This window comes from Actinosynnema sp. NPDC050801 (assembly GCF_040673975.1).
GTDB lineage: Bacteria > Actinomycetota > Actinomycetes > Mycobacteriales > Pseudonocardiaceae > Actinosynnema.
The window spans coordinates 350,528-371,445 of the sequence record NZ_JBFAQZ010000006.1; the positions used below are offsets into that span (position 1 = coordinate 350,528).

18 protein-coding genes are annotated in these 20,918 nt (G+C 71.9%); 8 read left to right on the top strand and 10 right to left on the bottom strand.

Annotation, left to right across the window (positions count from 1 at the left end; translation table 11 throughout):
* Positions 1–11 precede the first annotated feature (11 nt).
* Positions 12–1,007 (bottom strand): hypothetical protein, encoded by a 996-nt coding sequence (locus AB0K14_RS16725; RefSeq protein ID WP_360446966.1) that lies wholly within the window; start codon positions 1,005–1,007, stop codon positions 12–14.
* A gap of 314 nt (positions 1,008–1,321) precedes the next feature.
* On the opposite strand from AB0K14_RS16725, the gene AB0K14_RS16730 reads away from it, so the two are divergent.
* The 3 genes from AB0K14_RS16730 (at position 1,322) to AB0K14_RS16740 (ending at position 5,074) form a co-directional block, all read left to right on the top strand.
* Positions 1,322–2,068, top strand: coding sequence for a class I SAM-dependent methyltransferase (locus AB0K14_RS16730; RefSeq protein ID WP_360446964.1), 747 nt, complete (start codon positions 1,322–1,324; stop codon positions 2,066–2,068).
* Positions 2,065–3,540, top strand: a complete 1,476-nt coding sequence (locus AB0K14_RS16735; RefSeq protein ID WP_360446962.1) for a glycoside hydrolase family 57 protein — start codon at positions 2,065–2,067, stop codon at positions 3,538–3,540. The genes AB0K14_RS16730 and AB0K14_RS16735 overlap by 4 nt, the downstream gene beginning before the upstream one ends.
* 283 nt (positions 3,541–3,823) lie before the next feature.
* A complete protein-coding gene (locus AB0K14_RS16740) occupies positions 3,824–5,074 on the top strand; it encodes a glycosyltransferase family 4 protein (protein WP_360446960.1) in 1,251 nt (416 codons plus the stop codon).
* Here the strand turns inward: AB0K14_RS16740 and AB0K14_RS16745 are convergent.
* Complete coding sequence (locus AB0K14_RS16745) at positions 5,071–5,343, bottom strand: helix-turn-helix transcriptional regulator (RefSeq protein WP_360446958.1); 273 nt, start codon at positions 5,341–5,343, stop codon at positions 5,071–5,073. The genes AB0K14_RS16740 and AB0K14_RS16745 overlap by 4 nt on opposite strands.
* Positions 5,344–5,430: 87 nt before the next feature.
* On the opposite strand from AB0K14_RS16745, the gene map reads away from it, so the two are divergent.
* Positions 5,431–6,204 (top strand): type I methionyl aminopeptidase, encoded by a 774-nt coding sequence (gene map, locus AB0K14_RS16750; RefSeq protein WP_360446956.1) that lies wholly within the window; start codon positions 5,431–5,433, stop codon positions 6,202–6,204.
* 4 nt (positions 6,205–6,208) lie between these two features.
* On the opposite strand, the gene AB0K14_RS16755 is transcribed toward map, so the two are convergent.
* Entirely contained in the window at positions 6,209–9,706 is a 3,498-nt protein-coding gene (locus AB0K14_RS16755) for a hypothetical protein (RefSeq protein ID WP_360446954.1), read from the bottom strand.
* Positions 9,707–9,798: 92 nt separating this feature from the next.
* Complete coding sequence (locus AB0K14_RS16760) at positions 9,799–10,740, bottom strand: NADP-dependent oxidoreductase (RefSeq protein ID WP_360446952.1); 942 nt, start codon at positions 10,738–10,740, stop codon at positions 9,799–9,801.
* A gap of 67 nt (positions 10,741–10,807) precedes the next feature.
* Here AB0K14_RS16760 and AB0K14_RS16765 point away from each other — a divergent pair, with 67 nt between their 5' ends.
* Positions 10,808–11,215, top strand: a complete 408-nt coding sequence (locus AB0K14_RS16765) for a helix-turn-helix domain-containing protein (protein ID WP_360446950.1) — start codon at positions 10,808–10,810, stop codon at positions 11,213–11,215.
* On the opposite strand, the gene AB0K14_RS16770 is transcribed toward AB0K14_RS16765, so the two are convergent.
* The gene (locus tag AB0K14_RS16770; protein WP_360446948.1) at positions 11,212–12,105 is read right to left on the bottom strand and encodes an NAD-dependent epimerase/dehydratase family protein; all 894 of its coding nucleotides are present in this window, start codon (positions 12,103–12,105) and stop codon (positions 11,212–11,214) included. The two genes, AB0K14_RS16765 and AB0K14_RS16770, sit on opposite strands and share 4 nt — an antisense overlap.
* An 80-nt stretch (positions 12,106–12,185) precedes the next feature.
* On the opposite strand from AB0K14_RS16770, the gene AB0K14_RS16775 reads away from it, so the two are divergent.
* Complete coding sequence (locus AB0K14_RS16775) at positions 12,186–13,118, top strand: AraC family transcriptional regulator (RefSeq protein WP_360446946.1); 933 nt, start codon at positions 12,186–12,188, stop codon at positions 13,116–13,118.
* Between the two features lie 4 nt (positions 13,119–13,122).
* Here AB0K14_RS16775 and AB0K14_RS16780 read toward each other — a convergent pair whose 3' ends face one another.
* Positions 13,123–13,869: an acyltransferase gene (locus AB0K14_RS16780; RefSeq protein ID WP_360446944.1), complete on the bottom strand. Its 747-nt coding sequence runs from the start codon at positions 13,867–13,869 to the stop codon at positions 13,123–13,125.
* Positions 13,870–13,925: 56 nt separating this feature from the next.
* Here AB0K14_RS16780 and AB0K14_RS16785 point away from each other — a divergent pair, with 56 nt between their 5' ends.
* The gene (locus tag AB0K14_RS16785) at positions 13,926–14,873 is read left to right on the top strand and encodes a nucleoside hydrolase (RefSeq protein ID WP_360446942.1); all 948 of its coding nucleotides are present in this window, start codon (positions 13,926–13,928) and stop codon (positions 14,871–14,873) included.
* Here the strand turns inward: AB0K14_RS16785 and AB0K14_RS16790 are convergent.
* Genes AB0K14_RS16790 through AB0K14_RS16805 form a run of 4 tightly spaced genes read right to left on the bottom strand, consistent with a single transcriptional unit; the run spans position 14,847 to position 18,531 of the window.
* Positions 14,847–15,995 (bottom strand): class I SAM-dependent methyltransferase, encoded by a 1,149-nt coding sequence (locus AB0K14_RS16790; RefSeq protein ID WP_360446940.1) that lies wholly within the window; start codon positions 15,993–15,995, stop codon positions 14,847–14,849. The genes AB0K14_RS16785 and AB0K14_RS16790 overlap by 27 nt on opposite strands.
* Positions 15,995–16,948, bottom strand: coding sequence for a class I SAM-dependent methyltransferase (locus AB0K14_RS16795; protein WP_360446938.1), 954 nt, complete (start codon positions 16,946–16,948; stop codon positions 15,995–15,997). The genes AB0K14_RS16790 and AB0K14_RS16795 overlap by 1 nt, the downstream gene beginning before the upstream one ends.
* The gene (locus tag AB0K14_RS16800) at positions 16,938–17,717 is read right to left on the bottom strand and encodes an enoyl-CoA hydratase-related protein (RefSeq protein ID WP_360446936.1); all 780 of its coding nucleotides are present in this window, start codon (positions 17,715–17,717) and stop codon (positions 16,938–16,940) included. The genes AB0K14_RS16795 and AB0K14_RS16800 overlap by 11 nt, the downstream gene beginning before the upstream one ends.
* Before the next feature lie 37 nt (positions 17,718–17,754).
* Positions 17,755–18,531 (bottom strand): ABC transporter ATP-binding protein, encoded by a 777-nt coding sequence (locus AB0K14_RS16805; protein WP_360447591.1) that lies wholly within the window; start codon positions 18,529–18,531, stop codon positions 17,755–17,757.
* Positions 18,532–18,773: 242 nt separating this feature from the next.
* On the opposite strand from AB0K14_RS16805, the gene glgX reads away from it, so the two are divergent.
* On the top strand, positions 18,774–20,882 hold the full coding sequence (gene glgX, locus AB0K14_RS16810; protein WP_360446934.1) for a glycogen debranching protein GlgX: 2,109 nt from the start codon (positions 18,774–18,776) through the stop codon (positions 20,880–20,882).
* Positions 20,883–20,918: the final 36 nt, after the last annotated feature.

Here is a 20,918-nt window from a genome sequence, read left to right on the forward strand (position 1 = left end):
CCGCGCCGGCGTCAAGCGCCGACCCGCTGGTCGTCGCCGCTGGTCTGCTCGGCCTCCGCCTGCTCGGCGGTGGTCTGCTCCGGGATGAGGCCGGGCACCTGGTCCGCCGCCGAGTCGAGCACGCCCCTGGCCGAGGCGAGCTGGTCGGCCACCGTGCGGCGCAGTTCGCGCAGCTCGTCGGTCCGCCGCTGGACCTCGTCCAGGCGCCGGGTCGCCTCCCGGGCGGCGAGCTTGATCAGGAACGCGGCCCGCGCCTTGGCCAGCTCCTCCTGCTCGGCGAAGTGCTGCTCGGCCTCGTGGCGCCGCCTGTTCATGGTCAGCTCGAAGAAGTTCTGCGCCTTGGTGCGCTTGGCGTCGGACTCGGCCTCCAGCTGCGCGCACCGCTCGGCCGCCTCCCGCAGCAGCCGCTCCCCCTCCTGCTCCGCCTCGGCCACCGCCGCGACGCACTCGGCCTCGACCTCCTCGGCACGGGCCTTGAGGTGCGCCTCCACCTCGACCCGGCGGCGTTCCAGGTCGACCTCGCACTGCTCCAGCTCGGCGGCCCGCCGGTTGGCGGCCTCGCGCTGCTCGTGCGCGTGCTCGTCGACCTCCGCGCGTCGGGCGGTCAGCTCCTCCTCGACCTGGCGCCGCCGCTCGGCCAACTCGGCCTCGGTGCGCTCGCGCAGCGCCGTCACCTCGTTGCGGGCGCGCACCCGCAGCTCGTTCGCCTCGTCCTCGGCCAGCGTCAACATCCGGTGCAGGCGTTCGGACGCGCCGGACGTCGTGTTGGGCGACATCTCCAGCCGTTCGATGCGCGTCCTGGCCTCGTCCAGGTCCTGCCTGGTCATCTCCAGCAGCTTGCGCAGGTCGGCCGCCTGGGCCAGCGCCTCGGCGCGGTCCAGCGTCGTGTACTTGAGCTGCTCGTCGAGGTTCTCCAGGTGCTCGATGACCTGACGGCGGTGGAATCCTCGGTAGACGACGTCGAAACCCGCGTGCAGCGGAACAATCTCCGGCTCTTTCGCACCCATGGCGGCCCCACTCGTTCGAAGATTGGCCGAGGGTACCGAGCGTAAAGCACCCAACCGGCACATGACCACCCACGACTACCCTGGTGCACCTCGATCAATGCGTCACCTTCCAGGGCAAACACCATCAGGGAAGATCAATGCAGGATCGGTTCAGGTCACTCGATAGTGTTGCTTTCCGAGAATCAACCGGACCAATCGGAATGCTCACAGCAACAAAAACCGCAATCGGGTGACCGGCGACTTCACACGAAAAAGTGACCACCATCTGGACGGGCGATGCCTACCCACGAGTAACGGACAACTAGGCTGGCCCGGTGACCGTCGAGCCGCTGCCCCTCACCGGTGAACGCACCGTGCCCGGTGTCGCCGAGGAGAACTACTGGTTCCGGCGCCACGAAGCGGCGTACCTGGACCTGGTCCGGTACTGCGTCGGCGCGGTGGTGCTGGAGGCGGGTTGCGGCGAGGGCTACGGCGCCGCGCTGATCGCCCGGCACGCGGCGCGCGTGGTCGCGCTCGACTACGACGAGCCGACCGCCTCGCACGCGAGCCGCGCGTACCCGGAGCTGGCGGTGCTGCGCGGCAACCTGGCCTCGCTGCCGCTGCGCGACGCGAGCGTGGACGTGGTGGCGAACCTCCAGGTCATCGAGCACCTGTGGGACCAGGAGGGCTTCCTGGCCGAGTGCGCGCGGGTGCTGCGGCCCGGCGGGCGGCTGCTGGTCACCACGCCCAACCGGATCACCTTCTCCCCCGGCCGCGACACCCCGCTCAACCCGTTCCACACCCGCGAGCTGGCGCCGTCCGAGCTGACCGAGCTGCTGGTCGGCGCGGGGCTGCGGGTCGAGCTGCTGGCAGGTCTGCGGCACGGACCGGCGTTGCGCGCGCTGGACGAGCGGTTGGGCGGGTCGATCATCGACGCGCAGGTGGCCGTGGTGGTGGACGGCGGCCGGTGGCCCGACGACCTGCTGGCGGCCGTGGCGTCGGTGCGCGACGAGGACTTCGAGATCACCACCGACGACCTGGACGCGTGCCTGGACCTCGTCGCCGTGGCGGTGCGCCCGTGACGCACGACGAGGGCACGTTCTGCCTGGTCCTGCACAGCCACCTGCCGTGGCTCGCGCACCACGGCGCCTGGCCGGTCGGCGAGGAGTGGCTCTACCAGGCGTGGGCGCACTCGTACCTGCCGGTGATCGACCTGCTGGAGCGGTTCGCCGCGGAGGGCCGCCAGGACGTGCTCACGCTGGGCATCACGCCGGTGCTCGCCGCGCAGCTGGACGACCCGTACAGCCTGCGCGGCCTGCACGACTGGTTGGGCGACTGGCAGCTGCGCGCGCACAGCGCGTCGTCCCGGCTGCCGGACCTGGCCGCCCGCGAGCACCGCGCGTCCGCGTGGGCGTTGGCGCGCTTCGAAGCCCGGTGGCGGCACGGTTTCTCACCGGTGCTGCGGTCCCTTGTGGACTCACGGGCGGTCGAGCTGCTGGGCGGACCGGCCACCCACCCGTTCCAGCCGCTGCTCGACCCGCGGCTGCGGGCGTTCTCGTTGCGCACCGGGCTCGCGGACACCGCCTTGCGCGTCGGCTCGACGCCGGAGGGCATCTGGGCGCCGGAATGCGCGTACGCGCCGGGCATGGAGCACGACTACGCGCGGGCCGGCGTGCGGCGGTTCCTGGTCGACGGCCCGTCGCTGCGCGGCGACACCGCCGCGGGCAGGCCGGTCGGCACGTCGGACGTGGTCGCCTTCGGGCGCGACCTGGAGGTGTCCTACCGGGTGTGGTCGCCCAAGGTCGGCTACCCCGGCGACCCGGCGTACCGGGACTTCCACACCTACGACCACGCCAGCGGGCTCAAGCCGGCTCGGGTGACCGGGAAGACCGTCGAGCCGGCCGACAAGCGGCCGTACGACCCGGCCCTGGCCGCGGCGGCGGTCCGGCGGCACGCGGCCGACTTCGTGGACACGGTCGTGCGGCGGCTGCGGGCGTTGAAGGAGCAGCGCGGCAAGCCGTCCCTGGTGGTCGCCGCGTACGACACCGAGCTGTACGGGCACTGGTGGCACGAGGGCCCGGCGTGGCTGGAGGCGGTGCTGCGCGCGCTGCCCGAGGCGGGCGTGCGGGTGACGACGCTGCGCGGCGCGGTCGAGGCGGGGCACGTGGGCGCGCCGGTGGAGGTGCCGCCGTCGTCGTGGGGCTCGGGCAAGGACTGGCAGGTCTGGAACGGTCCGCAGGTCGGCGACATCGTGCACGGCAACGCCGAGGTCCAGCGCGAACTGCTCGCGCTCGACCTGTCCGGCGTGGTGCGCGACCCCGTGGCCGACCAGGCCGTGCGCGAGGCGCTGCTGGCGCTGTCCAGCGACTGGGCGTTCATGGTGACCAAGGACTCGGCCGCGGACTACGCCCGCTACCGGGCCAAGGTGCACGCGGAGAGGTTCCGCGAGCTCGTCGCCCTGCGGCGGGCCGGGCGCGGCCGTGACCGGGCGGCCGAGCTGCGGCTGATCGACGGGCCGTTCGGGCACCTCGACGCGCGAGGGCTGGCTGGTTGACGCCCCCGCCGCCCGTTTCGTCGCCGTCGCGCCGGTGCGCGATGCCCGCAGAACCGGGGTTGTCGAGCCGGGCCTGCACCACCGGGTCCGCCTTCGAGCGACCCCTGGTGTCGGCCGGTCGTTCGAGGCCGGCGCGCTGGGCGCGGGCCCTCCGGTCGACCGCGGCCCCGATCGCCGGCAGCGTGGCGCAGAACAGCAGACCCCAGAGCCGAGGTGGCATGACCGCCGTCCCCCTTCTCCCGGTTCTGGCCGGCGTAGCGGCGTGGAAGTGCGAGGATGGCCCATGCGCGTGCTGATGTTGTCGTGGGAGTACCCGCCCGTGGTCGTCGGCGGGTTGGGCCGGCACGTGCACGCGCTGGCCGGGCACCTGGCCGCGCAGGGCCACGAGGTGGTCGTGCTGTGCCGCCAGCCGGCGGGGACGGACGCGGTCACGCACCCGACGTCGGACACCGCGGTCGACGGCGTGCGGCTGATCCGGGTGGCCGAGGACCCGACGCACCTGGTGTTCGAGCGGGACCTGGTGGCGTGGACGTTGGCGATGGGCCACGCGATGACGCGGGCCGGGGCAGCGTTGCTGCGCGACTGGCGGCCGGACGTGGTGCACGCGCACGACTGGCTGGTCACGCATCCCGCGATCGCGCTGGCGGAGCTGTGCGGCGCGCCGTTGGTGGCGACCGTGCACGCGACCGAGGCCGGACGGCACAGCGGGTGGCTGTCGCAGACGTTGAACCAGCAGGTGCACTCGGTCGAGTGGTGGCTGGCGAACCGGGCGGACGCGCTGATCACGTGCTCGTCCGCGATGCGGACCGAGGTCGCGCACCTGTTCGAGGTGGAGCCAGCGTCGGTCACGGTGCTGCACAACGGCATCGAGCCGCGCCGGTGGCGGGTGCGTTCGTCCGACGTGACCGCCGCCCGTGCCGCGCACAGCCCCGACGGCGCGCCGCTGCTGCTGTTCTTCGGTCGGTTGGAGTGGGAGAAGGGCGTGCAGGACCTGATCGCCGCCCTGCCCCGGATCCGGCGCGCCCACCCGGGCACCCGGCTGGTCGTGGCGGGCACCGGCACGCACCGGGAGTGGCTGGTGGACCAGGCGCGCAAGCACAAGGTGCGGCGGGCCGTGGACTTCGTCGGCCACCTGTCGGACCGCGCGCTGGCGGCGGCGCTCGCGGCGGCCGACGCCGTCGTGCTGCCGAGCAAGTACGAGCCGTTCGGCATCGTGGCGCTGGAAGCGGCCGCGGCCGGCACCCCGCTGGTGGCGTCGACCGCGGGCGGTCTGGGCGAGGTGGTCCTGGACGGCGTGACGGGCCTGTCGTTCAGCCCCGGCGACGTCGAGGCGCTGGCGGGCGCGGTCCGGTCCGTGCTGGACGACCGGCCGGCGGCCCAGCGCCGGGCTCGCGCCGCGAAGTCCCGCCTCGCCACCGACTTCGACTGGTCGAAGATCGCCGCCGACACCACGGCCGTCTACCGCGCCGCCACCGTCCACGACCACCCGCCGCTGGGTCGTCCCAAGATCCCCACCGGCAACGTGTTCCTCTAGGACACGGCTTCCAGCGGAACATCGCCACCGCCGCGCCAGGTGGCCGCCAGGTCCTGCACCGGCACGTCGAGCGCCTCGCCTAGGCGGACGATCGTGCCGAAGCCGGGTGACGGCAGCCGGCCGGTCTCGATCTTGCGCAGGGTCTCCGGCGAGATGCCGGCCGCGTGCGCGACCTCCACCAGGTCGCGGCCCGCTCGCGCGCGGCGCAGCAGGACGCCGAGACGCCTGCCGGCTTCGACCTGCTCGGGCGTGAGCGGTTGGCGGACCATGCGGCCAGGATAGGGTTGGTATTAAAATACCGCCAGGTGCTACGGTGCCGGTATAACTATACCGACCCCTGTGACGCGAGGTAGTACGTGATCGAGTTGAAGACGCCTGCGGAGATCGACCGCATGCACGTGGCCGGGCGGTTCGTCGCCGAGGCGCTCTCCGAGGTCGGCCGACTCGCCGAAGTGGGTGTGAACCTGCTGGACCTGGAGCACCACGTGCGGCGCATGATCGACCGGCGCGGGGCGGAGTCGTGCTACTGGGACTACGCGCCGTCGTTCGGGCGCGGCCCGTTCCGCAACGTCATCTGCCTGTCGGTCAACGACGCGGTGCTGCACGGCCTGCCCCACGACTACGTGCTGCGGGACGGGGACGTGCTCAGCGCCGACCTGGCGGTCGGCATCGACGGCTGGGTGGCCGACTCGGCGCGCACGATCATCGTCGGCACGCCCGCCGAGGAGGACCTGAGGATCATCCGCGCCACCGAGGAGGCACTGGAGGCGGCGATCGCGGTCGCGCGCCCCGGCAACCGCCTGGGCGACATCTCGGCGGCGATCTGGGCGGTGGCCCGCGACCACGGCTACCCGGTCAACACCGAGTTCGGCGGCCACGGCATCGGCCGCACCATGCACGAGGACCTGCACGTGTCGAACAAGGGCAAGCCGGGCCGCGGCCTCAAGCTCCGGCCGGGGCTGACCCTGGCGCTGGAACCGTGGTTCACGCGCACCACCGACCGGATCGTCTACGACGACGACGGCTGGACCATCCGGTCGGCGGACGGTTCGCGCACCGCCCACTCCGAGCACACGATCGCTATCACCGACGACGAACCGCTGGTGCTGACGCGCCGCGAGGCGGAGTAGGCGACTACTCGACCTCCGCCAGCCGGCGCAGTTCCCCCATGGCCGACGGAAGGTCTCGGAAGTCACCCTCGACGTTGTGCGCGAAGAGGTACTGCACGACGAAACCCAGAATTTCTGCATCCGCCGGGCGCACCTCGTCCGACGCTGCGGAGAATTTGCCGACAACGGCAAGGAAGTGCTGCGGCCGAACCTTGCGCAAGGCCCTGGACGAAGACACCCCCAACGCCACCAGAAGCGACTTGTCGAACATCCAGTTCACTGCCGTCCCGCCGGCCAGGTAGGCGAAGGAGTCGACCGGGAAGTAGATGTTCCGCGGGAGATCGGATCGGATCCGACTCGCGACCGGGTCGAGCTGCGCCAAGAGCTGGTCGATGCCGCCTCCTCCGCCTCCGGCGACCAGGCTCGTTCGCCAGGCGAGGACCAGGCACGCAAGAGCCTCGCCCTCGTTCTTGGCCACCCATCCGACGATGCGGTCGACCATGCCATCCATCTCGTCCAACAGTTGGGGGTGGGCACAGACGAGCGAACACACCTCGAAGGCCTGCCGGACTCCCAACGGGCTGTCCGGCTGATCCAGGCCCAGACACCCGACCGCTCGGAGCACCGTGCCGGCCGGGAGGCGCCACGACTCGCGGGACAGCGAGAAGAGCAGGATGTCCCGCGCATCACCATGCATCGGGACACCTGATTCGATGCCGTCCAGGACCTTGTCCAGGAGGTCGATGTCATAGGGCAGGAAGTCCTTCGAACTTCCCATCCCACTGCTCCGGGCAACCCATCTGGACAGCGTCTCGAGCAGCTCCTGCTCTGCCACATCCGCGGTGACGCCGGAGCCGATGAACGTGTCACCGACGCGCACCGTTCCTTCGAGAACGGGATCACCGAGCAACTGGGCCTCACCGACATACACCGTATCGGTGAGATCCTTCCGGCTGATAAGGCTCGGGACGCCCTGCGCCCAGTGCAGGGTGAGCGCTCCGAGAAGACTGAGCCACCCCTCGGCGTCCGACCCGGAATGCCACAGGTGGACCATGGACCGCCAGGCGTCGAGGTCGGTGCCCATACCCGGGAACAGACTGTCCAGCGGCACGGGCGAGTCAACCAGGTGAACGCGGAGGCAGACCAGGTTCGCCGTGTATGCCGCTATGCGTCCGACCAGGTTCGCCCCGGACGGGTCGTAACCTGGGTGGGCGTCGTTCTTCACCCTCTGGTGAACCGTTCGGATCAACTCGTCCAGCACACCGAGGACGCCCACGCGGACGTCCGGGTCGAGTGCCTGGAACAGCCCGGACGCGAACTCCAGGATGGGGCGCCTCTTGGCGAAGACGTCGTGGGAGATCAGCGAGTACAGCAGGGCGTCGTCCAGGAGGCCGAAGCCCTCGAAGGGGTTCGACTCGCGCCGCTGCTTGTCCACCAGGACCGTGCCGAGCAGCTTGAGCGTCCGTTCGGCGATGAGGTACTCGCCGAAGGTGGCGTGCAGGAACTCGTACGTGCGGCGGCCGGTGGACGCGCTGTCCTGCGCGTTGAGCTGCGCCGAGTGGATGAAGAAGAAGTCCCCGACCGTCTGGTCGGAGAGGCTGAGGGGGTCGTCGAAGCTGCTCCGCTGCGTCATCTCCTGGGCCGGGAAGAAGGGCAGGAGGTCCCGTTCCAGCTCGGCATCGCTCACGTACTGCAGGCCGCGGTTGAACATCGCCAGGGCCGCGATGCTCAACTGCCACTTGCTCTTCTGGACCTTCGTCGCGACCTGCTGCTCGGACGGCTCGACGCGGCTCTTGTCGCGGGCCTGGCGGAGGACGAAGGAGTCGATCAGGCGCTCGTACAAGGCGGCCCTGGACAGGTCTTCGTCGTCCAGCCACCGGTCCTCCGCGTCGGCGGCGTAGATGGCGAGCATCAGCAGGATCAACGGTTGCCTGGCCAGGTCGCCGTGCCGGAGCAGGTCGGCCGGTGCGAGAGTGTGGAAACCGGGTGTCGAGGCGTTGGCCTGGTTCCACGCGTCCAGCCACTTGCCGACCCGGCTGTCGTCGAACTCCTCCAACTTGACGATCGGCACGCCGTCGGGGATGCGCGCCCGGTCCACGACGAGGGTCCGCGACGTGATGACGACCGCCACCGGCCGGCCCAGATCCGCTTCGCGTTCCTGGAACTCGCAGACCTGCCGGATGTAGTTGGACTGCGTCACGCCGCTGGCCTGGACGAGCTCGTCGAAACCGTCCAGCAGGACGACCCGGATGGTGTCGTCGCACTCGTCGGCGAGCTTGCCCCAGTCGACCTTCTCCGACAGCACTTCGGTCAGCGCGCTCTCGATCTGCCGGCGCACCGGCTCGTCGGCGTTGACCTTGCGGAGCTGCACGTTCACCACGGTGTACCCGGCGGCGGGCAGCCTGGCCGCGAGCACTTCCATCAGCAGGGACTTGCCCGCGCCCGGGTGCCCCAGGACGAGCAGCGGTCGGGCGGTGCCCGTCGGGCTGGACAGGTGCGCCGCGAGGAAGGTGTCGATGTCCTCCTCGACCGCCGTGTACGACGACCACCAGTCCTCGGACGCCGGGACGGCCTTCTCGTCGTGGACGGTCACGCGGTACCGGGGCGCCACGAAACCGCGTTCGACGGACGGGAACCGCGTGGTGACCGCCTGGTTCCCCGGGTTGCTCCGGAGCAGGGGCTTCGCCAAGGTGGCCAGCGCCGCCTTCTCCAGCTTCCGCCGGTACGAGCGGTCCGCTCGCAGTTCTCCCGGTGCGGACGAGGACAACAGCCGGGCGAACCGTTCCAGGGATTCCGTCTGCGTGGCCAGGGCTTCGGCCAATCGGGCGTTGCCGGCCACGACCGCGTCACGGGTGGCCGAGTGCTCGCCGATGAACGTCCAGACCTCGAACTCCGGGATGCTCGCGGCGAGCCCCAGGTAGTGGTGCACGTACTTCTCCCGGCTCTCCCTGACGATCCCCCGGTGCGGGTCCGGCTCAAGCCGAACCGAGGACAACCCGCCGAGGAAGGACATCACCTGCTCGGCGGAGGTCGCGAAGAAGTGCGTCAGCGGTCCTTCGAGGTTCTGCTGGAACCCGCGGATGGCGTCGGGCGCCGGAACGTCCAGTTCGGTCAACGCGGGCAGGGCGCCGGCCTCGTTGGTCCCGGTCGGTTCGACGCCCAGCATCCGGAACTTCTCGTCATCGGTGATCCGGAGTCGGTCGAGCTGGACGCCGATCCGGTCGCGGAACGCGTCGAAGACGGAGTTCACCGCGATCACGGTGTGCGCGGCGGACACGAGTTCCTGGCGGTTCACACCGGACAGGCCGGTCAGCCTCGTCGACAGGCCGTCGAGCACCTTCCGCAGCGACGACATGGCTTCGTTCTTCGGGTCGATCAGGCCGAGGACGCCCGCGTTGCCGAGCGCGCCCCCGGCCAGGATCGCACCGCCCAGCGCCATGTCGACCTTCTCGAACAGGGGCCTCTCGTACTTGCCCAGGATCCGCAAGGCGCCCGCGTACGTGAACAGGTCGGGTCGTGACACGGGCGCTCCACAGGGCAGGACGGCGTGGTTTCGGCCGATCCTCGCAGGAGATCGAATCGGCCGAGCCGCACTTCTGCGCCTACCGCGGGCTCTCAGACGGTGAGCACGAGCTTGCCGGTGGTCCGGTTGGCCTCGCCCACCTCGTGCGCCTTGGCCGCGTCCTCCAGCGGGAACGTCTCGGCGACGAGGACCTTCAGCTCGCCGCGCTCGACGAGTCCCGCCACGTGCTCCAGCACGGCGTGGTCCGGGGCCACGAACACGGTGGCGGCACGCACGCCCAGGGCTTCGGCCGCGGCCTTGAGCTCGGGCAGCGCTCCCGGGGCGGGGACGCCGACGTACAGCCCGCCGGGCTTGAGGACCCGCATCGAGCGCTGCTCGTAGTCGTCGCCGCCGACCAGGTCGACCACCACGTCGACGTCCCGGAGCTCGCCGAAGTCCTGCGTCGTGTAGTCGACCAGCTCGTCCGCGCCCAGCTCGCGCAGCAGGTCGTGCTTGCCCGCCCTGGCGGTGCCGATGACGTGCGCGCCCAGCGACTTCGCCAGCTGCACGGCGAGGTGCCCGACACCGCCGGCGGCGGCGTGGACCAGCACCCGGTCGCCCGCCTTCATCCCGGCGGCCTCGGTGAGGGCCTGCCACGCGGTGAGCACGGCCAGCGGCAGGGCCGCCGCGTGCACGTGGTCGAGGCCGGCGGGCTTGCGGGCGAAGTGCCTGGCCGGCGCGGCGACGTACTCGGCGTACGCGCCGGCCGGGCGCGGGAAGTGGGGCATCCCGTACACCTCGTCGCCGACCGCGAACCGGTTCTCCCCCGCGGGCACCGACGCCACCACACCGGAGACGTCCCAGCCCGGCACCCACGGCGCGGTCAGCCAGAAGCCGTTGCGCCGCACCTTCCAGTCAACCGGGTTCACGCCGATCGCGCGCACCTCCACCAGGATCTCGTCCATCGCCGGCTCCGGCCGCGCGACCTTCCCGACCACCATGACCTCGGGCTCCCCGAAGGCTTCGACCGTCACGGCACGCATCTCGTTCGTCATGGGTCAAAGGATCACGGCCGGTAGTACCTGTTGTGAAGAAGGCACCTAAATGGTATTTAGGTACCTCATGTATACCGTTCCTGACCTGCGCGCCCACGGCGGCGCGGATGCCTTCCTGCGCGGCTGCGCCTCACGAGCGGTGCTCGACCTGCTGACCAACAAGTGGGTGTGCCTGGTGATCGGCGCCCTGCGGCCGGGCACCATGCGCTTCGGCGAGCTCCGCCGCCGCCTCGACGGCATCACCCAGAAGATGCTCACCCAGACCCTGCGCGACCTGGAACGCGCGGGCCTCGTGCACCGCGCCGTCTACCCGAGCGTGCCACCGCGCGTCGAGTACAGCCTCACCCCGCTCGGCGACAACGTCGGCGGCCTGATGGACGCGATCAGGGTGTGGTCGGAGACCCACATCGAGGACATCCGCACCGCGCAGGAGGAGTACGACCGCAAGGCGGGCGAGGAGCTGCAACCCGTCTAGGACCGCGGTGCCGACACGGCGTAACCCTGCGCCGGGTTGCGCAACGCACCGCAGACGCCGTCGAGCGCGGCACCGAACACCGGTTCCCAGCCGAGGTCGCGCAGCCGGGTCGCGTCGAGCGCCGCGTCCGCCGCCAGGTACGCGGCCAGGTCACCGTGCGTCGCGAGGGCCTCGGCGAGGCTCCACGAGCGCACGGGCACACCGGCGGCGTCGGCGATCGCGGCGGTGAGCGCGGCCATCGGGACCGGTGTCGTCTCGGCGGCGTGGAAAACGCCGCGCGCGGGCGATTCGAGCAGCAGGGCGTACCCGCGCGCGAGGTCGTTCACGTGCACCGCGGACCAGCGGTTCTCGCCCGCGCCGACGTGCCGCGCCACCCCGTCGGCACTCGCTCGCCGGACCAGCGCGGCGGTCGGGCCGCCACCGTCGCCGTAGACGATCGGCGGTCGCACGACGACGCCACGCACGTGGCCCGCGTCCAGCACCCGCGCCTCCGCCCCGGCCAACCACGCCAGCGGGCCGGTGACCTCGGCGGTGTCGTACTCGGCCACCGGCGTCCGCGACGACCTGGCCCTCGGCGCGCCGGTGGTCGTGATGAAGACGCCGCCGGTCATCCCGCCGAGCATCGCCTTCACGGCGGCCGCGTCCACGGCGGGTCGGTCCGCGTCGGTGGTGGCCGCGATGTGCACGACGCCGTCCGCGTCGGCCGCCGCGCCCGCCGGCACCGCCAGGTCGGACAGGTCGCCGCGAACCGGTTGCGCGCCGTTCGCCCGAACCTTCGCCTCCGCCGCGTCACTGCGGGCGAGGCCGCGCACCCGGTGCCCGCGGGTGACGAGGACGCGGGTCAGCGCCGAGCCGATGTAGCCGCTCGCGCCGGTGATGAAGATGTCCAACGGTGGTCTCCTGGTTCTCGTGGGTCGATTCACCGTAGGAAGCTCCGGACGCGGGGGAAATGTGCAAGGGTCCAGGTCTTGTGCGCGAGCGTCCTCCGTTCGACCTGGTCGGCACGTTGCTGCGGCACGTGCGGGTAGACGCGAGCCGGTTCGGCCGGGTCGAGCTGGGCGCGCCGTGGGGAGCGCGGATGGACGCGCGCGACACCACGTCGCTGCACCACGTCCTCGACGGTGAGCTGTGGCTGGACGTCGACGGGCGGCGTGTCCACGTGCGGGCCGGTGACCTGGTGGTCCTGCCGCACGGCGCGTCGCACTCGCTGCGGCACCGGCCGGACGCGCAGGTCACCGCGCACGACACGGACCCCACGGCGGGCGGGCTGTCGGTGCGGCGGCGGTTCGGCGGCGACGGCGCGCGGACCGTGATGCTGTGCGCGGAGCTGACCTTGTCCGGTGCGGCGAAGACGCTGTTCCTGCGGGCGCTGCCACCCGTGGTGCACCTCCGCCCCGCCTCGTCCGGTGACCCGGTGCCCGGCCTCGGACGGCTGCTGGACGGCCTGCGCGAGGAGGTCCGCGACGACCGGCCCGGCGCGTCGCTGGTGGCGACCAGGCTGGTCGAGGTGGTGCTGGTGCAGGGCATCCGGGCCGAGCTGGAACGCCCGGCCGAGGCCGGTTCGTGGCGTGCGGCGCTGGCCGACGACCGCATCGGTCGTGCGCTCGACGCGCTGTACGACGCGCCCGAGCGGCCGTGGACCGTGGCGGTGCTCGCCCGGGCGGCGGGCATGAGCCGGGCCGCCTTCGCGACGCGCTTCCGCGAACTGCTGGGCGAGACGCCGATCGCCCACCTCACCCGGTGGCGGATGGACCTCGCCCGCACGGTGTTGCGCGAGCGGCCCGAGCTGTCCGTCGGTCAGGTCGCGACGGCGGTCGGCTACCGCAGCGAGTACGCGTTCAACGCGGCGTTCCGCCGGGTCGTCGGCACGCCGCCGGGTCGCTACCGGACCGGGGGGACGTGACCGCCTACGACCCGTTGCGCGACTGCTCCAGGGCTTCCTGCGCCTTGCGGGCCATGTCGGCGACGGCGGCGCGGCGCACGGCGTCGGCCTCGTAGTCCGCACGGCGGTCCTTGACGACCCGCGCCGGGATGCCGACGGCGATCTTGAAGTCCGGCACGTCGCCGCGCACCACCGCGTGCGCGCCGATCACGCACCCGCGCCCGATCCTCGTGCCGCGCGTGACGGTGACCTTCGTGCCCAGCCAGCAGTCGGGCCCGATGCGCACCGGCGACTTCACGATGCCCTGGTCCTTGATCGGCAGGGTGATGTCCGCGGTCACGTGGTCGAAGTCGCAGATGTACACCCAGTCGGCGATCAGCGTGGCCGCGCCGATCTCCAGGTCGAGGTAGCAGTTCACCGTGTTGTCCTTGCCGAACACGGCCTTGTCGCCGATCCGCAGCGACCCCTCGTGGCAGCGGATGGCGTTGCCGTCGCCGATGTGCACCCAGCGGCCGATCTCCAGCCGGCCGTAGCCGGGGCGGCAGTGCAGGTCGACCTTCTTGCCCAGGAACACCATGCCGCGCAGCACCACGTGCGGGTTCGCGATCCGGAACTTGAACAGCCGCCAGTACCGCACCAGGTACCAGGGCGTGTACGCCCGGTGCCGCAGCACCCAGCGCAGCGACGCCAGGGTGAGGAACTTGGCCTGCGCCGGATCGCGCCGCGACCTGCGCCACCTCGTCCACACGGGTGCACCCCACATGCTCGTCACGCAGGCAGGGTAGCCGGCGCTCCCGGCCACCGCCGCACCGTGTCACAGTGATGCCCGTGACCACTCCGCTGATCATCGACACCGACCCCGGCGTGGACGACGCGTTCGCCCTCGCCCTCGCCGCCGCCAGCCCCGAGGTCGAGTTGATCGGGGTGACCACCGTCTTCGGCAACGTGTCGTTGGAGAACACGACCCGCAACGCCCTGCGCCTGCTCACCCTGCTCGGCCGGGACGACGTGCCGGTCGGTGTCGGCGCGTCCCGGCCGCTGGTCCACCCCCACCCGCACCTGTCCAGCGCCCACGGGGCCGACGGCCTGTCCGGGTTCGCGCACACGCTGCCGGAGCCCACTCAGGACGTGGACCCGCGTGACGCCGTGACCCTCATGCGTGAACTCCTGGAGCAGGCCGACCGGCCCGTCACGATCGTGCCCATCGGGCCGCTGACCAACATCGCGCTGCTCCTGGCCGCCCACCCGCGCCTCAAGCCGAAGATCGGCCGCCTGGTCGTCATGGGTGGCGGGGTGAACGGCGGCAACGTCACCGCCGCGGCCGAGTTCAACGTCTGGAGCGACCCCGAGGCCGCCCGCCGCGTGCTGGTCGAGGAGGACGTGCCCACGACGCTGGTGCCGATGGACCTGACCCGCCGGTGCGCGGTCAGCGCCGAGTGGCTGGACGCGCTGGCGAAGACGTCCGGCGTCGCCGCCGCGCTGGTCGGCCTCACGCCGTCCTACCTGGAGACCTACCGGAGGTTCCTCGGCTGGGACGGCATGGCGGTGCACGACGCGGTCGCGGTGGCCGAGGCGGTCCGGCCGGGGATCCTGAGCGGTACGCCGTTCCCGGTGGACGTCGACTGCTCGTTCGGCCCGAACCGCGGCGGGCTCGTGGTCGACCAGCGCCTGGAGGTGGACGCGCCGAAGACCCTCGACATCGCGCTGGACGCCGACCTGGACGGCCTGCGCGCGTTCCTGTTCGAGAGGCTAGGTGCGCTCGGCGTGCGCGAGTAGGTACACCGGGCGGCGGCCGATGCGGGTCAGCGCCACGGTCGCCTCGGTCGACCCGGACAGCTTCAGCCTCGGCCGCAACGCGTTCGGGTCCACGTCCAGGCCGCGCACGAGGATCTCCAGCCGACCGACGTCGTGCGCCCGCAGCACGGACCGCAGGGTCTTCTCGCTGTAGTGCCCGTGCTCCACCACGCGGAACGCCCGCACGCCCGGCGGCGGCACGGGTCCGGTCAGGTAGGCGATCCGCTCGTCGAGCTGCGCCAGCCCGTGCCGGGCCGCGTAGTGCCGCACCAGCCCCGCGCGCACCACCGCGCCGTCCGGGTCGACCAGCCACTCACCGGGCGGCCCCACCGGGCAGTCGTCCGGCTCGGCGGAGGTGATCGTCCACTCCGGACCGTCCGACCGCAGCACGGTCGCGCGCCGCGACACGCCGGGTGTGGCCAGGCCGCGCGTCCACAGGCACGCCTCGCGCACCTGCCCGTCCAACGACACCAGCTCGACCTCGTCCGCCCACGGCGCGACCGCGAAGTCCACGCCCGGCGCGCACTTCACCGCCATGTCCCGTGCCGCGTAGACCGACGCCAGCTCGTCCAACGGCGGCGCGAAGTCGGCCGGTCGCCACGTGCGCCGACCGGTCGCGTCACGCCGGGCGGGGTCGGCGAGCACCGCCGTGCCGCGCGACACCGGCCGCAACGCGTCCGCCCGCGCCAGCGGCACCGCGTCACCCAGGTTGTGCCGCGCCATGGCCAGCCGCACCGGGTCCAGGTCCGAGCCGATCGACCCCTCGGGCAGCGCCGCGAGGTCCGCGCCGATCGAGCACGTCACGTCGTGCGCGGGCCCGCTGAACCGACGGGCCCGGTGCGCGGCCACCACGTGCGCGGTGGCCTGCTGCAAGGCGTCGGAGGTGAACAGCCCGTCGGCGAAGGTGAGCTTGGCGGCCTTGCGCCGCAACAACAACGTCTCCAGCACGGCGGCGAAGCGGGTCGGCGAGACCTGCTTGGCCAGCCCCACGTCGGACAGCCGCGACGCGGGGGTCAACGGCAGGTCCGCCAACGCCGACAACGCGGCGGACCCGGCGTCGGAACGCAGGTACGCCACGTCGTCGAGGCTGAACGCGTAGGCCACTAGACCGGCTTGCGGCCCGTCACGGAGACGTTGTAGAAGACCTCTCGCGGCAGCACCTTGGCGAGCACGTTCTCGTCCACCCAGGACAGCCGCTGCCAGGTCTTGTAGGCGAACACCGCCCACCCGAAGCCCAGCTTCTCGCGCGGCACGGCGGCCTCGAACGTGCGCACCGGCCAGCCGAACAACGCCGCCGACAGCTCCTCGGTCACCGCCCGCACGCCGACCGCGCCCGCGCCGCGCGCCGTCCGCTCCAGGTCCGACGGGTCGAACGTGTGCAGGTCGACGACGGCTTCCAGCGCCGCCGCCCGGGACGAGGAGTCCAGCTCCTCCTGCGGCCGGCGCCAGTCGTTGAGCGGGCCGAGCCTGGTCACGTTCGTGGTCAGCCACCACGTGAGCTGCCCGAGCTTGCGGGCGTAGAAGTTGCCCACGTTCGTCGGGTCGCCCGCGAACACGAACTTCCCGCCCGGCTTGAGCACCCGCAGCACCTCGCGCATCGCGGCGGGCACGTCCGGGATGTGGTGCAACACCGCGTGCCCCACCACCAGGTCGAACGTGTTGTCGTCGTACGGGATGCGCTCGGCGTCGGCCACCCGGCCGTCGACCGGCAGCTCCAGCCGCTCGGCGTTGCGCAACGCCACCTCGACCATGCCCGGCGACAGGTCGGTCACCGAGCCGCGCCGGATCACGTCGCCCTGCATCAGGTTGAGCAGGAAGAACCCGGTGCCGCTGCCCAGCTCCAGCGCGTGCTCGTACGGACCGACGTCACCCGCGACCGCGCGGAAGCGGTCCTTGGCGTAGGTGATGCAGCGCTCGTCGTACGAGATCGACCACTTCTCGTCGTACGTGTCCGCTTCCCAGTCGTGGTAGAGCACGTTCGCGAGCTTGGGGTCGGAGTACGCCGCCTCGATCTCCTCGACGGTGGCGTGCGGGTTGGGCTTGGGATCAACGGCCACTGAACTTCGCCTTCCCCGGGCCGTTCTCGATGAACGACGCCATGCCGGTCTTCTGGTCCTCGGTGGCGAACATCGCGGCGAACAGCTGGCTCTCCAGCTTCAGCCCGCTGCCCAGGTCGGTGTCCAGCCCGCCGTCGATCGCGGCCTTCGCGGCGGCGTACGCGCGCACCGGGCCGTTCACGAACTGGCCCGCCCAGCGGCGTGCCGCGGCGTAGACGTCGTCCGGGGCCACCACCTCGTCCACCATGCCGATGCGCAACGCCTCCTCGGCGCCGACGAACCGGCCGGTGTAGATCAGGTCCTTCGCCCGCGACGGCCCGACCAGCCTCGGCAGGCGCTGCGTGCCGCCCATGCCGGGGATGACGCCGAGCAGGATCTCCGGCTGGCCGACCTTGGCGTTGTCGCCCGCGATCCGCCGGTCCGCGCACAGCGCCAGCTCGAACCCGCCACCCAGGGCGTACCCGGTGATGGCGGCCACGGTCGGCTTGGGGATCTCCTCCACCGAGCGCAGCGCCGAGGTGAACGCGGCCGCGCGGGACGCCATCTCGGCGTAGGACAGCTCGGCCATCTCCTTGATGTCCGCGCCCGCCGCGAACACCTTCGGCCCGCCGTACACGATCACCGAGTAGACGTCGGCCCGGTCGGTCGCCTCCAGCGCGGCGGACCGGATCTCCTCCTGGACCTGCCGGTTGAGCGCGTTCATCGGCGGGCGGTCCAGCCGGATGGTGCCGATCCCGTCCTCGACTTCGAGCCTCACGAACTCAGCCACGCGGTCCTCCTCGACCTCCGTCGGTGCGCCTCGCAGGTTACCCCTGGGTAGTTTTGCGGCGGGCGAAGTACCTGTCACCCGACCGTTGGAGCTCCAAGGGCTGGTCGAACGTCTTCGACAGGTTCTCCTCGGTCAGCACGTCGTCCAGCAGGCCCTGCGCCACGATGCCGCCGTCACGCAGCAGCAGCGCGTGCGTGAAACCGGGCGGGATCTCCTCCACGTGGTGCGTGACCAGCACCGTCGCCGGCGCGTCGGGGTCGAGCGCCAGCTCCGACAGCCGGGCCACCAGGTCCTCGCGGCCGCCCAGGTCCAGGCCGGCCGCGGGCTCGTCGAGCAGGAGCATCTCGGGGTCGGTCATCAACGCGCGGGCGATCAGGGTGCGCTTGCGCTCGCCCTCGGACAACGTCCCGTACGTGCGGTCGGCCAGGTGCTCGATGCCCATCGTGGCCAACAGCTCCTTGGCGCGGCCGGTGTCGAGCTTGTCGTACTCCTCGCGCCACCGGCCCAGCACCGCGTAGCCGGCGCTGACCACCAGGTCGACCACCTTCTCGTCGGGCGGGATCCGGCCGTTCAACGCCGACGAGGACAGCCCGATCCGGGGTCGCAGCTCGGCCATGTCGGTCTTGCCGATCCGCTCGCCGAGCAGGTGCACCTTGCCCTTGGTCGGGTGCAGCTCCGCGCCGGCCAGCCTCAGCAGCGTGGTCTTGCCCGCGCCGTTCGGACCGAGCACGACCCAGCGCTCGTCCAGCTCCACGCTCCAGTCGACGTCCCCGACCAGCGTGGTCTTGCCCCGTCGAACCGAAACACCCTGCATGTGGATGACCAGATCTTCGTTTTCCACGCCTGCCCTCGCCCCGTCGATGCGCCGCCGTCGCCATTGTTCTTCACCCCCCTCCGCCCGCGGTCCGGTGGGGGGAGGTATGGCTCGGTGGGCGAACCGCGCGGTCGCGGGGTGGCCGGACCCCGCGGTCACGCGGGGCGCCCGTGCCCGCCGAGCCGCTGTGCCGGGGGCGCGGCGATCCCACGCAGTCGGTCCGTGCTGGAAAGATCCCGGGTATGGCTGCCGACTCGATCCTGCTCGCGGGCCGACCGTTCCCACTCGGGGCGCATCCCGAGGCCGGAGGTGTGCGCTTCGCGGTCTCGGCACCGCCCGCGCACGCCGTGGAAGTGTGCCTGATCAGCGAAGACGGCACGGAGGAGCGGGTCGAGCTGACCGAGCGCACGTTCGGCGTGTGGCACGGGTTGATCTCCGGCGTCACGCCCGGACAGCGCTACGGCTACCGCGTGCACGGCCCCTACGACCCCTCGCGCGGGCTGCGGTGCAACCCCGCGAAGCTGTTGGTCGACCCATATGCGACGAGGATCACCGGCGGGATCACGAGCCTGGAAGCGGCGCTCGGCTACGTCGACGACCCGATGCTCGGCGGCCCGTCACCGGTCGACTCGCTGGGCAGCGTGCCGCTGTCCGTGGTCACCTCGCCGGGCGGGCCGGACACCGGGGTGAAGCCCGAGGTGCCGTTCGAGGAAGCGGTGATCTACGAGCTGCACGTGCGCGGCTTCACCAAGCTGCACCCGGCCGTGCCCGAGCACCAGCGCGGCACGTACCTGGGGCTGGCGCACCCGGCCGTGGTGGAGCACCTGGTGCGGCTCGGCGTGACGTCGGTGGAACTGCTGCCGGTGCACGCGTTCGTCGACGAGCCGTCGTTGATCCGCGGCGGCAGGCACAACTACTGGGGCTACTCGCCGCTGAGCTACTTCGCACCGCACCCCGCCTACGCCAGCGAGCCGGGCCGGGAGGTGGAGGAGTTCCGCACGATGGTGTCCGCGCTGCACGCCGTGGGCATCGAGGTGATCATCGATGTGGTCTTCAACCACACGTGCGAGGGCGGCCCGGAGGGCCCGACGCTGTCCTACCGGGGCTTCGACGCGCCCGGCTACTACCTGCACATCGACGGCGGCGGCACGCTCGACATCACCGGCTGCGGCAACACCACCGAGGCCGGGTCGCCGCAGTTCGTCCGGCTGGTGACCGACTCGCTGCGGTACTGGGCCACCGAGATGGGCGTGGACGGGTTCCGGTTCGACCTGGCCTCCACGCTGGGCCGGCCGGGCGGCGGCCGGTTCGACCGGGCGTCGGCGATGCTGACCGCGATCACGCAGGACCCGGTGCTGTCGCGGTGCAAGCTGATCGCGGAGCCGTGGGACGCCACCGGCGACGGCTACCGGGTCGGCGACTTCGGCGTGCAGTGGGCCGAGTGGAACGGCCGGTACCGCGACACCGTGCGGGACTACTGGCGCGGGATGACCAGCGTGCGCGACCTGGCCTACCGGCTGTCGGGGTCGTCCGACCTGTACGCCGACGACCTGCGCCGGCCGTGGCAGTCGGTCAACTTCATCACCGCGCACGACGGGTTCACGCTGCGCGACCTGGTGTCGTACAACGACAAGCACAACCTGGCCAACGGCGAGGACAACCGCGACGGCACCAACGACAACAGGTCGTGGAACTGCGGCGTGGAGGGCGAGACGGACGACGCGTCGGTGCTCGCGCTGCGCGCCCGGCAGGCGCGCAACCTGTTCGCCACGCTGATGCTGTCCACCGGCACGCCGATGCTGACCGCGGGTGACGAGCAGTGGCGCACGCAGGGCGGCAACAACAACGCGTACTGCCTGGACGACGAGACGTCCTGGGTGAGCTGGGAGCTCACCGGCGAGGGCGAGTCGATGCTGGCGTTCGCCCGCCGGGTGATCGCGTTGCGCGCCGCGTCGCCCGCGTTGCGGCAGCCGCAGTTCTTCGACGGCCGCACCACCGCGTCCGGCGCGCCCGACCTGGTGTGGTTCCGGCCGGACGGCGAGGAGATGGCCGAGACCGACTGGTTCGACGAGGGCCGCCGGTTCCTGGGCATGTGGATCGACGGGTCGAACAGCCTGTCCCGCTCCCGTGACGGCGAGCTGGTGTCCGACGACTCGTGGTTGCTGCTCGTGCACGCCGGGGCGGACCCGGTCGAGGTGACCCTGCCGGGGCCCGAGTACGGCGGCCGGTACGAGCCGGTGCTCGACTCGACCGCCGCCGACGGCGCACCCGAGACCGCGGAGAGCCTGGCGGCGGGCACGACCGTCGTGCTGGGGGCTCGGTCGTTGCTGCTGCTGCGGGTGCCCGCCTGACGGTGCCGATTGCGTCGGCTACCGATGCAATCCTGC

What these genes read in the sequence shown, in the direction of transcription:
- AB0K14_RS16725 (WP_360446966.1), bottom strand. Translation starts at nt 1,007, where the DNA reads ATGGGTGCGAAAGAGCCGGAGATTGTTCCGCTGCACGCGGGTTTCGAC.
- AB0K14_RS16740 (WP_360446960.1), top strand. Translation starts at nt 3,824, where the DNA reads ATGCGCGTGCTGATGTTGTCGTGGGAGTACCCGCCCGTGGTCGTCGGC.
- AB0K14_RS16745 (WP_360446958.1), bottom strand. Translation starts at nt 5,343, where the DNA reads ATGGTCCGCCAACCGCTCACGCCCGAGCAGGTCGAAGCCGGCAGGCGT.
- AB0K14_RS16760 (WP_360446952.1), bottom strand. Translation starts at nt 10,740, where the DNA reads ATGACGAACGAGATGCGTGCCGTGACGGTCGAAGCCTTCGGGGAGCCC.
- AB0K14_RS16765 (WP_360446950.1), top strand. Translation starts at nt 10,808, where the DNA reads ATGTATACCGTTCCTGACCTGCGCGCCCACGGCGGCGCGGATGCCTTC.
- AB0K14_RS16805 (WP_360447591.1), bottom strand. Translation starts at nt 18,531, where the DNA reads ATGCAGGGTGTTTCGGTTCGACGGGGCAAGACCACGCTGGTCGGGGAC.
- glgX (WP_360446934.1), top strand. Translation starts at nt 18,774, where the DNA reads ATGGCTGCCGACTCGATCCTGCTCGCGGGCCGACCGTTCCCACTCGGG.